The 12,017-nt window shown below is 73.0% G+C and carries 12 protein-coding genes; 4 read left to right on the top strand and 8 right to left on the bottom strand.

Annotation, left to right across the window (positions count from 1 at the left end; genetic code table 11):
- Window positions 1-147: 147 nt before the first annotated feature.
- Window positions 148-1,044 carry an IS982 family transposase gene (locus QSK52_RS33090; protein ID WP_285739929.1) on the bottom strand — a complete coding sequence of 299 codons (897 nt, stop codon included), beginning with the start codon at window positions 1,042-1,044 and terminating at the stop codon, window positions 148-150.
- A gap of 75 nt (window positions 1,045-1,119) precedes the next feature.
- Entirely contained in the window at window positions 1,120-2,349 is a 1,230-nt protein-coding gene (locus tag QSK52_RS33095; protein WP_285739930.1) for a D-alanyl-D-alanine carboxypeptidase family protein, read from the bottom strand.
- Between the two features lie 138 nt (window positions 2,350-2,487).
- Here QSK52_RS33095 and QSK52_RS33100 point away from each other — a divergent pair, with 138 nt between their 5' ends.
- The 3 genes from QSK52_RS33100 (at window position 2,488) to QSK52_RS33110 (ending at window position 6,006) form a co-directional block, all read left to right on the top strand.
- The gene (locus QSK52_RS33100; protein ID WP_285739931.1) at window positions 2,488-2,769 is read left to right on the top strand and encodes an SCO4848 family membrane protein; all 282 of its coding nucleotides are present in this window, start codon (window positions 2,488-2,490) and stop codon (window positions 2,767-2,769) included.
- Window positions 2,770-2,878: 109 nt separating this feature from the next.
- The gene (locus QSK52_RS33105; protein ID WP_285739932.1) at window positions 2,879-4,498 is read left to right on the top strand and encodes a hypothetical protein; all 1,620 of its coding nucleotides are present in this window, start codon (window positions 2,879-2,881) and stop codon (window positions 4,496-4,498) included.
- Between the two features lie 164 nt (window positions 4,499-4,662).
- Complete coding sequence (locus tag QSK52_RS33110; protein WP_285739933.1) at window positions 4,663-6,006, top strand: hypothetical protein; 1,344 nt, start codon at window positions 4,663-4,665, stop codon at window positions 6,004-6,006.
- 107 nt (window positions 6,007-6,113) lie between these two features.
- On the opposite strand, the gene QSK52_RS33115 is transcribed toward QSK52_RS33110, so the two are convergent.
- From QSK52_RS33115 to sdhC, 4 genes are read right to left on the bottom strand one after another with little or no spacing between them, the layout of a single operon-like run.
- The gene (locus QSK52_RS33115) at window positions 6,114-6,887 is read right to left on the bottom strand and encodes a succinate dehydrogenase iron-sulfur subunit (RefSeq protein WP_285739934.1); all 774 of its coding nucleotides are present in this window, start codon (window positions 6,885-6,887) and stop codon (window positions 6,114-6,116) included.
- Window positions 6,887-8,629, bottom strand: a complete 1,743-nt coding sequence (gene sdhA, locus QSK52_RS33120) for a succinate dehydrogenase flavoprotein subunit (RefSeq protein WP_285739935.1) — start codon at window positions 8,627-8,629, stop codon at window positions 6,887-6,889. The genes QSK52_RS33115 and sdhA overlap by 1 nt, the downstream gene beginning before the upstream one ends.
- Window positions 8,630-8,655: 26 nt before the next feature.
- Entirely contained in the window at window positions 8,656-9,144 is a 489-nt protein-coding gene (locus tag QSK52_RS33125; RefSeq protein WP_285739936.1) for a succinate dehydrogenase hydrophobic membrane anchor subunit, read from the bottom strand.
- A 5-nt stretch (window positions 9,145-9,149) separates the two neighbouring features.
- Window positions 9,150-9,530, bottom strand: coding sequence for a succinate dehydrogenase, cytochrome b556 subunit (sdhC, locus tag QSK52_RS33130; protein ID WP_285739937.1), 381 nt, complete (start codon window positions 9,528-9,530; stop codon window positions 9,150-9,152).
- A 242-nt stretch (window positions 9,531-9,772) separates the two neighbouring features.
- On the opposite strand from sdhC, the gene QSK52_RS33135 reads away from it, so the two are divergent.
- Window positions 9,773-10,471, top strand: a complete 699-nt coding sequence (locus tag QSK52_RS33135; RefSeq protein ID WP_285739938.1) for a hypothetical protein — start codon at window positions 9,773-9,775, stop codon at window positions 10,469-10,471.
- A 38-nt stretch (window positions 10,472-10,509) separates the two neighbouring features.
- Here the strand turns inward: QSK52_RS33135 and QSK52_RS33140 are convergent, their stop codons facing one another.
- Window positions 10,510-10,947, bottom strand: a complete 438-nt coding sequence (locus QSK52_RS33140; RefSeq protein WP_435053422.1) for a 2-oxo-4-hydroxy-4-carboxy-5-ureidoimidazoline decarboxylase — start codon at window positions 10,945-10,947, stop codon at window positions 10,510-10,512.
- 316 nt (window positions 10,948-11,263) lie between these two features.
- A complete protein-coding gene (locus tag QSK52_RS33145) occupies window positions 11,264-12,007 on the bottom strand; it encodes an SDR family oxidoreductase (RefSeq protein WP_285739939.1) in 744 nt (247 codons plus the stop codon).
- Between the last annotated feature and the right edge of the window lie 10 nt (window positions 12,008-12,017).

Here is a 12,017-nt window from a genome sequence, read left to right on the forward strand (position 1 = left end):
CCCGACAGGTCTCCCACACATTCGGTCCGACCAGATCCCCGGCCCATTCCCCCATCGCCACGAAACGAGTCTGGCCCCACCACTCACGCAGCGGGGCCAGAACCCAACATCTTCATCAGACTTCTAGACGAGTAGTTCCGATGTCGGTCAGTGGTCGTAGGCGATCAGTGAGCGGGTGAAGGGTCGGCCGGTGGTGCGGCTGTGCCAGATCGCGCAGGTCATTGCCAGGATCCGCTGGCCGATTCGGGCTGTGACGCCTTCGATGGTGCGTCCGCCGTGCTGTTCGAGTCCGAGTTGTCCTTTGAGGGTGTCGTTGACGGACTCGATCAGCTGGCGGACGGTTTTGAGCAGGCTCTCGCCGGGACGCGGGGTGCTGGTGCGGTAGGACGGTCGCAGCAGTTGGGTGCCGTACTGGGCGAGGAAGCGGTCGAGTTCGGCGGAGACGTAGCCCTTGTCGGCGAGGATCAGCAGGCCGGGCCGTTCGCGGACGAGGCCGGGTTCGGTCTCGACGAGGGCGGCCAGGACCTCGCGTTCGTCGATTTTCGGGCTGGCCAGGGCCCAGGTGACGGGCAGGCCGGCGGGGGTGCAGACCAGGTGCAGTTTCAGGCCCCAGAACCATCGTGAGTGGGAGCGGCTGTAGCCGTAGCCGGCCCAGCCGGCCAGTGCCGAGCGGCGGACGGTGTCGCGGGAGCGGCCGCACTCCACGGGAGTGGAGTCGGTGATCCACACCGGGTCGGACCACAGGTCGGTCGCCCGGGCCAGATCGCGGATGGCCTGCTGGAGCAACGGGCGTGCCGCGCGCAGACGCTTGTTGTAGCCGGGCCTCTCGGGCAGGTGGGGGAACATGCCGCTCAGGTGGGCGCGGGCGAAGCGGATCCAGCGGGCCTCGGAGTGGAAACCCAGCAGGGCTTGGGCCACGGCCAGGCAGACCAGTTCGGAGTCCGTCAGCCTTGGCGGGCGGCCCAGCCAACGCGTTCGGGGCAGGTGATCATCGATCTGCACGTAGAGTGCCGTCAGGAGGGTGTCCAGCTCTTCGGTCGTCACAACCCGAATGCTGGACACCCTCCCTGCATGCCCGGAGCCGAACGGCCAAAGACACCCGACTTCGGAACTACTCGTCTAGCCCCCCGGGCGGGCGGCGGCCCGGCGGCGCAGCGCCCGCAGCCGCAGCAGCCCGGCCGCCGCGACCGCCGCGCACAGCCCCACCGCCGACCAGGTCACCGGGCCCGGCCCGGAGGCCGCCGCGTGCGCCGCCCGCCCGCTCCCCGGGCCGGGCGCCGCGCCCGAGCTCGCGCCCGTGCCCGGCCCGCCCGCGCTCGGCCCGTCCGCGACCGGCTTCGCGGCGGGCGCCGGGGAGGACTGCTCCGCGCCGCGGTCCTCGGCGAGCACCCCCACCGGCTCGACCCTGCCCGCCGCGGCGAAGCCCCAGTCGAGCAGCGCCGCCGCCTCGTCGTACACCTTCGGGCTGCTCTCCGGGTGCATCACCGTCACCAGCAGCGTCCGCCCGTCGCGTTCGGCCGCGCCCGTGTAGGTGGCGCCCGCGTTGGTGGTGTAGCCGTTCTTCACCCCGATCAGTCCCGGGTACTTGCCCAGCAGCCGGTCGGTGTTGGCGATGCCGAAACTGCCGCGCTGCCCGGTCTTCTTGTCCACCGCGCCCGGGAACTGCGCCGAGCGGGTCGCGCAGTACGCCCGGAACTCCGGATTGCGCAGGCCCGCCCGGGCGAACAGGGTCAGGTCGTACGCCGAGGTGACCTGCCCGTCCATGTCGTAGCCGTCCGGGCTGACCACGTGGGTGTCCCGGGCCTGCAACTGCTCCGCCCGGGCCTGCATGTCGGCGACGGTCTTCGCCACGCCGCCGTTCATGTTCGCCAGCACGTGCACCGCGTCGTTGCCGGAGGAGAGGAACACCCCGCGCCACAGGTCCTCGACCTTGTAGTCCAGGTCCTCCTTGATGCCGACCAGGCTGCTGCCCGCCCCCATCCCCTGCAGCTCCGACCAGGTCACCCGGTGCACGTCGGAGGCGTTGAAGCGGGGCAGCACGGTGTCCGCGAACAGCATCTTCAGGGTGGACGCGGGCGGCAGCTGCGCGTGCGCGTTGAACGAGGCCAGCACCTGACCGCTGCCCGCGTCCGCGACCACCCAGGACTTCCCGGTCAGGTCCTTCGGCAGCGCCGGGGCCCCCGCCGCCACCTGCACCCCCGCCGCGCCCAGCCGCTCCCCGCCGACCACCGCGGACGGCGGCGGCGCGTCCCCCGGCGCGGCGGCCGCGGCGGGCGCGCCGGACAGGACGGGCACCAGCAGCAGGGCGGCAGCGGACGAACCGTGGAGAATCCGGCGGATTATCAGCATTCCGGGAAAGTAACCCGCCCCCTCCCGGTCGCCCGCCGACGCGACCGCGCGCCACCACGAACGTGTACCGCCCGCTGCTCCGATCGGCGGGCCCCGCATACTGGACGGGCACCCCGTCTGCCGCGAAGGACCTCCGCCATGAAGCTCAGCCGCCCGGTCTCCTGGTTCCTCACCGCCTTCGGCGTCTGGTCGGTCTTCATCTGGACCACCTTCGTCAAGAACCTCTGGAAGGACTCCGGCGGCCAGGCCTTCGTGAACGGCGACCACTCCCAGCCCACCGCCTTCTTCTGGGTCCACCTGCTGCTCGCCGTCACCTCCCTGCTGCTCGGCCTCGCCATCGGCTGGATCGGCGTCCGCGGCCTGCGCGCCCTGCGCCGCGGGGCGTCCGCCGCCACCGCCACCGGCACCGCCGCCGAGTAGCCGCGGCCGGGGCCGGGCCAATCCGCTTGCGTCCCACCCCCGTTCCGGAGCAGGATGCGCCGCCGGGCGACGACTCGTACGCCCGCACACCGTCTTCCTGGGGGGTTCCTTGTCCCGCTCCGTCCCGCCGCGGCTGCTCGCCGCGTGCGCCACGGCCGCCCTCGCCACGGGCCTGTTCGCCGCACCCGCGGCGCAGGCCGAACCCGGCCCGGCCGTCACCGGCCCGACCGTCCTGCCCGGCACCTACCTGGACACCGGCCGCACCGACGGCTGCAACGCCACCGGCACGCCCGGCTGGATCGGCATCAGCTACCCCGGCCCCGAGCTGTTCGCGCACACCACGGCGCCCGCCGCCCGCTTCAAGGTGTGGGACGCCACCGGCGCGAAGGTCCTCGACACCACCGCCGACGCCGACCTCGGCGCCGTCCGGACCCCGCTCACCACGCTCCCCGAGGGCGCCGGCTACACCTGGCAGGTCTGGCCGCAGTACCGGCCGGGCTCCGGGCAGCCCACCGAGACCTGCCGCTTCGGCATCGACACCGTCCAGCCCGCGGCGCCCACCGTCCACTCGGACGACTTCCCCGAGAGCGGCGGCGGCAAGTACGCCGGGCAGCCCGGCACGTTCACCTTCTCCGCCTCCGACACCGGTTCCGGCCTGGCCTGCTTCCGCTACGTGCTGGACGGCACGGAGAGCGTCGGCGGCTGCGACCCGGCCGACCGCGACGTGGTCCTGCCGGACGCGAACGGCACCGCCACCGTGACCCTCAAGCCCGCCGGGTGGGGCACCCACGACCTCCAGGTCCAGGCCGTCGACCACGCGGGCAACGTCACCTATCCGGTCCGTTACAGCTTCTACGCGCCGTGGAACCCCAACCCGCCCAAGGCCCTCGGCGACGTCGACAACGACGGCGTCCCCGACATCCTGCTGCCCGACTCCGGGGGCAACCTGCTGGTGATCAGCGGCGACGCCGCGGACACCACCCCCACCACCGTCGTCCCCGCCGCGCGGGCCCCGCTCGACGGCAGCTGGAGCGGCCTGCAGGTGGTCCACAAGGGCTGGGGGAGCAACAGCGAACCGGCCGACACGATCCTCGTCCGCAGCACCGTCCCCGGTGCCGGCGACTACCTCTACATGTACGCCAACCAGGGCGCGTTCCCGATCGGCACGCGCAGCCCCGCCCTGGTCCGGCACCCCAGCTCCTGCACCGACCTCGCCAACCTCCCGACCACCTGCCCGGACGGGCGCAGCACCACCTACCGGGACGTCCAGCAGCTGGTCGCGTTCGGCTCGATCGACCAGGCCCGGCCCTACGGCCTCAACCTGCTGGACGTCGAGCAGGGCGACCTGTGGCTGCAGCGCGACCCCTCCCGGTTCGGCAAGTCCACCCGCCTCACCACCAGCGGCGCCTGGAACGGCTACGACCTGATCGCCCCCGGCCCGGACGCCGACGGCAACCTCGCCCTGTGGTCCCGCGAGCAGTCCACCGGCCTGCTGCGTGCGCACGCCGTGCCGAAGCTCGCCGACGGCGGCTACGACTTCTCCGGCCTCGCCGACCCGGCCGCGGGCACCGTCCTCGGCACCTTCCCGGTCGCCGACTACCCGACCCTCGGCAGCTCCGGCGACCTCGACGGCGACGGGCAGCCCGACCTGTACGCCGTCACCGCCGACCGGCACCTGCTCGCCTACCACGGCGCCGCCGCCCCGAAGGACCGCGGCCCGCTCGCCTGACCTCCGCCGGGGCCCGGGGCGTTCCGCCGTCCCGGGCCCCGGGCCGGGGCCGACCGCCGGAGCGCCGGGCCCCGGCCACTGACGGGTGCATATGCATGCCCTCTTCAAATGGCCGAATCCCGCTGCTAGCCTGCCCGGCACGAACTGTGGGGGAGGGCTTCGGCGTGAGCACCAGTACCACCCTCGACGAGGTGCGCCCGGAGTGGGCGCGGCGCCAGGAGCGGGCGCGGCGGCACCGGCGGGCCAAGTCCCGGCTGCGGCTGCCGTTCGCGGTGGCCGCGGCCTGCTGGGCGGTGCTGCTGCTCTGGTGGGCGGCGGTGTACCCGGCGTACACCGGCCCGGTGCCCGACGGCTCGGCACCGCTGTACGCGGCGGCCGTGCGGGCCGTGCACGCCGGGCCCGCGACGCTGCTGCAGACCGCGGCGGCGGCCTTCGCGCTCGGGTACCTGGTGGCCGCGCTCGCCCGGTTCGGGGTGCGCGGGCGCCACAGCGGACCGGTCGCGCTCGCGCTGGCCGCGCTCCCGCCGACCGCGACCCTGGTGGTCTCGGCCACGCCCGGAGCGGTCGCCACCGTCGCCGCGCTGCTGCTCACCGGAGCGGGGCTGCGGCTGCTGGTCCGGCGGGCCGAGGGCAGTCTGCACCTCGGCGGGCCCGTCCAACGGCTGGATCTGGCCGTGCTGTTCTCGGCCGTCTGCGCCCTCGGACTGACCGGCACCCGGGGCGCCGGGACGGCGCTGGTCGCGGTCGCGGTGCTGCTGCTGGCCCTGCCCGGGGCGCGGGTGCGCCTGGTGCTGCTGGCCTCGTTCGCGCTCGCGGTGCCGATCGCGCTCGGCCTGCTCGGCCACCCCGCCGACCGCGGCGGCGACCTGCACACCCTGCGGGCCGCCGACCTGGCCCTGGCCCAGCACCGCGCCCCCGCCCCGCTCGGCCCCGCCCTGACCGCCGCCGCCCCGCCCGCGGCCTGGGACGCGGCGGGCGCCGACTGCTCCGCGAGCGCCGCCCTCACCGGGCAGTGGGACGCCGCCGCGGCCCGCCGCTCGGAGGGCGAACTCGCCGCCGCCTGGCGCCGGTTGCTGCGCGACCACCCCGACCGGGTGCTGGACGCCCGGCTCTGCCGGGGACGGCTCGCCTGGGGCGTCTGGGCGGGCGGCAGCGGCCCGCACGCCGCCACCGAGGTGCCCGGCCCGGCGGTCGGCTCCCGCGGCCTGTGGCACCCCCTGCACGCCGCCGCGAGCTGGAGCCGCACCCTGCTGCGCGCCCCGCAGCTCGACTGGCTGCTGTGGCGCGGCGCCCTGTGGGCCTACCTGGGCCTGGCCGCCGCCGTCCTGTACGCCTGGCGGCACCGGCTGCCCGCCCTCGTCCCGGTGGCGGGCGCGGCCGTCCTCGGCACCCAGCTCGCGCTCACCGCCTCCGCCGCCGACCAGGACTACCGCACCATGGCCGCCGCCCTGTTCCTCGGCCCGCTGCTGCTCACCCTCGCCACCGTCCGCACCCGCCGCACCGACTGAACGCCCGCCGCACCGTCCGGACGCCCGCCGCACCGCCCGGACGCGCCCGGCAACGCCGCAGGGCCCGCCCGGAGCGCACTCCGGACGGGCCCTGCGGACGGGTCGGACTAGAAGCGGCGCGTGACGAGCGCCCGCTTCACCTCCTGGATCGCCTTGGTGACCTCGATGCCGCGCGGGCAGGCCTCCGAGCAGTTGAAGGTGGTGCGGCAACGCCACACGCCCTCACGGTCGTTGAGGATCTCCAGGCGCTGCTCGCCGCCCTCGTCGCGCGAGTCGAAGATGAAGCGGTGCGCGTTGACGATCGCCGCCGGGCCGAAGTACTGGCCGTCGTTCCAGAACACCGGGCACGAGGAGGTGCACGCGGCGCACAGGATGCACTTGGTGGTGTCGTCGAAGCGCTCGCGGTCGGCCTGCGTCTGCAGGCGCTCGCGGGTCGGCTCGTTCCCCGAGGTGATCAGGAACGGCATGACGTCCTTGTACGCCTGGAAGAACGGGTCCATGTCCACGATCAGGTCCTTGAGGACCGCCAGGCCCTTGATGGCCTCGATCGTGATGGGCTTCTCCGGGTTGACGTCCTTGATCAGGGTCTTGCATGCCAGCCGGTTGCGCCCGTTGATCCGCATGGCGTCCGAACCGCAGATGCCGTGCGCGCAGGAGCGACGGTACGTGAGGGTGCCGTCCTGCTCCCACTTGATCTTGTTGAGCGCGTCCAGGACGCGCTCCTTCGGGTCCATCAGGAGCTGGTAGTCCACCCACACCGGCTCCGGGTGCTCCTCCGGGTTGAACCGGCGGATCCGGAAGGTGACGTTGATCAGCTGGACGCTGCCCGACTCGGCCGCGTCCAGCGCGGCGGAGTGCGTCTCGACGGTCGGAGTGGACATCAGTACTTACGCTCCATCGGCTGGTAGCGGGTCTGCACGACCGGCTTGTAGTCGAGGCGGATGGAGGTGGTGCCGTCCTCCGCCACCTCGCGGTACGCCATGGTGTGCTGCATGAACTTCACGTCGTCGCGGGTCGGGAAGTCCTCGCGGTAGTGACCGCCGCGGGACTCCTCGCGGGCCAGCGCGGAGACGACCAGGACCTCGGCCAGGTCGAGCAGGTTGCCCAGCTCGACGGCCTCCAGCAGGTCGGTGTTGTAGCGCGAGCCCTTGTCCGCGATCGACACGTTCTTGAAGCGCTCCTTGAGCGCCGCCACGTCCTCGAGCGCCTGCTGCAGGGTCTTGCCGGTGCGGTAGACGGACACGTTGGTGTCCATCGACTCCTGCAGCTCCTGGCGGATCTTGGCGACCGACTCGGTGCCGGTGGACTCCCGCAGGCCCTCCACCAGCGCCTCGACCAGCGCGCCCGGGTTCTCCGGGAGCGGCACGAAGTCGTGCTTCTCGGCGTACTCGGCGGCGGCGATGCCCGCCCGGCGGCCGAACACGTTGATGTCCAGCAGCGAGTTGGTGCCCAGGCGGTTGGCGCCGTGCACCGACACGCACGCGACCTCGCCCGCGGCGTACAGGCCCGGGACGACGTCGGTGTTGTTCTTCAGGACCTCACCCTCGACGTTGGTCGGGATGCCGCCCATCGCGTAGTGCGCGGTGGGCTGGATCGGGATCGGGTCCGTGTAGGGCTCGATGCCGAGGTAGGTGCGCGCGAACTCGGTGATGTCCGGCAGCTTGGCGTCCAGCTGCTCCGGCGGCAGGTGGGTCAGGTCCAGGTAGACGTGGTCGCCGTCGGGGCCGCAGCCGCGGCCGGCCCGGATCTCCGAGTAGATCGCGCGGGAGCACACGTCACGGGACGCGAGGTCCTTCATGACGGGGGCGTAGCGCTCCATGAAGCGCTCGCCGTCCTTGTTGCGCAGGATGCCGCCCTCGCCGCGGGCGCCCTCGGTGAGCAGGATGCCCATCCGCCAGATGCCCGTCGGGTGGAACTGGAAGAACTCCATGTCCTCCAGCGGCAGGCCCCGGCGCAGCGCCACGGCCTGGCCGTCGCCGGTCAGGGTGTGCGCGTTCGAGGTGACCTTGAACATCTTGCCGGTGCCGCCGGAGGCGAACACCACGGCCTTGGCCTGGAAGACGTGGATCTCGCCGGTGGCGAGCTCGTAGGCCACCACGCCCGCGGTGCGGCCCTCGTTGATCAGCAGGTCGAGGACGTAGAACTCGTTGAAGAACTCGACGCCGTGCTTGACGCAGTTCTGGAACAGCGTCTGCAGGATCATGTGGCCGGTGCGGTCCGCGGCGTAGCAGGACCGGCGGACCGGGGCCTCGCCGTGGTTGCGGGAGTGGCCGCCGAAGCGGCGCTGGTCGATCCGGCCCTGGTCGGTGCGGGAGAAGGGGAGGCCCATCTTCTCCAGGTCGAGGACGGCGTCGATGGCCTCCTTGCACATGATCTCGGCGGCGTCCTGGTCGACCAGGTAGTCACCGCCCTTGACTGTGTCGAAGGTGTGCCACTCCCAGTTGTCCTCCTCGACGTTGGCGAGCGCGGCACACATGCCGCCCTGCGCCGCGCCGGTGTGGGACCGGGTCGGGTAGAGCTTGGTCAGGACCGCGGTGCGGCTGCGCTGCGTCGACTCGATGGCCGCGCGCATGCCGGCGCCGCCGGCCCCGACGATGACGGTGTCGTACTGGTGAATCTGCATGGGGGTCAGTCGCCTCTGGTGGCTCGTCAGATGTTCGGGTCGAAGGTGAAGATCACCAGGGTGCCGAGGAGGACCGTGAAGACGGTCGCGACGCCCAGGAGACCCTTCAGCCACAGACGAGTGGCGTCCTTCTCCGCGTAGTCGTTGATGACGGTGCGCATGCCGTTGGCGCCGTGCAGCATCGCCAGCCACAGCATCAGCAGGTCCCAGCCCTGCCAGAACGGGGAGGCCCAGCGGCCCGCCACGAAGGCGAAGCTGACCCGGGAGACGCCGCCGTCCAGCATCAGGTTGATCAGCAGGTGGCCGAGGACCAGCACCACCAGGACGACACCCGACAGGCGCATGAACAGCCAGGCGAGCATCTCGAAGTTGGTGCGGGTGCGGCGCGGGGTCTTCCGGGTGCGCGTCCGGGCGGGCTCCACCACGAAGGCGTCGGCGGGGTTGCCGGTGCCCAGGCCCTTGCCGGTGTGGGCGTGGACCGAGGGGACCACCAGGTCGTTGGTGTCAGTGGACATCAGGATCAGCCCCCGAACCAGGTGCGAAGGGTGTGCTCAAGGACGGGGTAGAACGAGCCGGCCATCAGGACGACCCAGATGCCCACGACGGTCCACAGCATCTGCTTCTGGTACTTCGGGCCCTTGGCCCAGAAGTCCACCGCCACGACCCGCAGGCCGTTCAGGGCGTGGAACAGGATGGCGGCCACCAGGCCGTACTCCATCAGGTTCACCAGCGGGATCTTGTACGTGGCGATCACCGAGTCGTACGCCTCGGGCGACACCCGCACCAGGGCGGTGTCGAGAACATGTGCGAACAGGAAGAAGAAGATCAGGACGCCGGTGACTCGGTGAGCCACCCAGCTCCACATGCCTTCCCGGCCGCGGTACAGCGTTCCAGCCGGCACGGAAAACCCTCCGGAAGCGGTTCGGGGGCTCGGCCGGCTTCGGTGTCGGTCAGCCCGGCCGGATACGGTCCACCGGCCGCCAGCATCCTATCGACGCGCCGTCGACAACCGGCCCCGGGGGGCCCTGGTGTGATCAATCAGGCACGCACGGCCTAATCGGGGCGGGAACTGTGACGCAGGGTGACCGTGCGACTGCGCTAAGGTGCGCCTCCCGCTCCAGTCGCCCAGCAGAGAGACCCGCCGTGCGATCCCTGCCCGCCCTCGCCGCCCTCGGCGCCCTGGCCCTCGCGGTCGGCTGCGCGACCGCCCCGCCCGCCCCCTCGGCGGACACCGCCGCCGCACCGCCGGGGTTCGGCACCGGCGCGACGCCCGAGTACGACGCCGCCGCGGTGCGCGCCCTCGCCGTCACCGACGCCGATCTCGCCCCCGGCTGGCACGTCACGCTGATGCAGCCCGGCCAGAACGACATCTCCAGCCCCCCGGAGACCGCCGACGTCCCGGCCTGCCAGCCCGTCCTGGACGCGCTCACCCCCTCCAAGGGCGCGGCCGGGCCGCTCGCCGAGGCCGACCTCGACATCGCCCGCGCCGGGGACGGCCCGGCCGCCCTCTACACCGCGATCCTGGCCTTCCGGCCCGGCCGGGCCGTCGCCGTCCACACCGGGCTCGACCGGGTCCTGGAACACTGCCGGGCGTTCACCTCCACCGCGGGCCGCCACCGGCTCGCCCGGGTCGACACGCCCACCCCCGAAGGAGCCGACGCCGCGACCGCGTTCACCCTCACGGATGAAACCGGCGGCACCACCATCGCCCAGCGCGCCCTGGTCGCCCGCAGCGGCGACGTCCTCGCGGTGTTCACCACCCTCGACGCGACCGGACGCCCGGCCCCGGAGCCGGACCGGGGCGTGGTGCGGGCGCAGCTGGCGAAGCTGAAGGCCCGGTAGGGCCGTGCGGCTCCACCGGGCCTTCGACGGGGGCGGGCTCAGCCCTTCACGGCCACCAGGTGCTCCAGGCGGCTGAGTGCGATCCGCCGCAACTCCTCGGCGGAGACGAGGCGTTCCTCGTCCGGGTCGTTGGCCAGCCGGGTGCGGATGGAGGTCAGCACCGCGTCGAGCATCTCCTCCGGGTCGACCCCGTCGAGGCAGACCACGAAGACGTGCCCGAAGCGGGCCTCGTACGCGGCGTGGGCGGCGCGCAGCGCGGTGCGCGCGGCCTGGCTGCCGGGGGCGCGCATGCCGAGCAGGGGCTGGGGCATCCAGCTCTCGTCGGCGAGGGCCTCCGCGAGGTCCGCCGGGCGCAGGTCGTAGCTGGCCTCGCTGGCCGCGGCGAGCAGGGACTCGATGTCGGGGTACGGGCGGTGGGCGGTGAGGCGCAGGGCCCAGCGGTGGCTGCCGCAGCAGGCGAGCAGCGCCTCCTCCACCGCACCGGAGTCGGCTTCGTTGAATCGGTGAAGTCCCAGGAGGGACGGCTCCGTCCGCACGTCCAGGCGCTGCGGCGGGATGTCGCTGGCCAGCGGATCCTCCTCGTGAGGGCGGGAAGGGGGAATGCTCCAGAGACGGGAGTGAACCCGGGAGGGCGGGGGTGCGGCAATGCCGCCGCTCGGGGCTGACACAGCTCGGCGGGGCAGCGCCTCCACGGTAGTTGAGCACTCATCAGTTGGGGAGGCGGCGGGCCGATTTCACTCGATCGAGCTATCAAGTTGTGACCCGCCGCCCTTTCCGTTCACGCGGAGCGGATCAACTGACCCGGTGCACCTTGTGGTTGGCGGCCTGGGCGCGGGGCCGCACCACCAGCAGGTCGATGTTCACGTGGGGCGGCCGGGTCACCGCCCAGGAGACGGTGTCGGCGACGTCCTCCGAGGTGAGCGGCTCGGCGACGCCCGCGTACACCGCCTCCGCCTTCTCCCGGTCGCCGCGGAAGCGGGTCAGCGCGAAGCCCTCGGACTTCACCATGCCGGGCGCGATCTCGATCACCCGGACCGGCTCGCCCACGAGTTCGAGGCGCAGGGTCTGGGCCACCGAGTGGACGGCGTGCTTGGCCGCCACGTACCCGCCGCCGCCCTCGTACGCGGCCAGCCCCGCCGTCGAGGACATGATCAGCACGGTGCCGTCACCGGTGGCGCGCAGCGCGGGCAGCAGCGCCTGGGTGAGGTGCAGCACACCGAGCACGTTGACCTCGTACATGGTGCGCCAGTCCGCCGGGTCGCCGTGCTCCACGCTGTCCGCGCCCAGCGCGCCGCCCGCGTTGTTGACCAGGACGTCGACCCGGCCCACCTCGGCCGCGAAGGCGTCCACCGCGGCCCGGTCGGTGACGTCCAGGGTGCGGGCGCGGCCGCCGATCTCCTTCGCCAGCGCCTCGATCCGCTCGGTGCGGCGGGCGGTCAGCACCACCTCGAAGCCGTCCGCGGCCAGGCGGCGGGCGGTCGCCGCCCCGATGCCGCTGCTGGCGCCGGTGACCACGGCCACCTTCTGCTCGGTCATGTCGTGCACT

The organism is Kitasatospora phosalacinea, from assembly GCF_030268885.1.
Classification (GTDB): Bacteria; Actinomycetota; Actinomycetes; order Streptomycetales; family Streptomycetaceae; genus Kitasatospora; species Kitasatospora phosalacinea_C.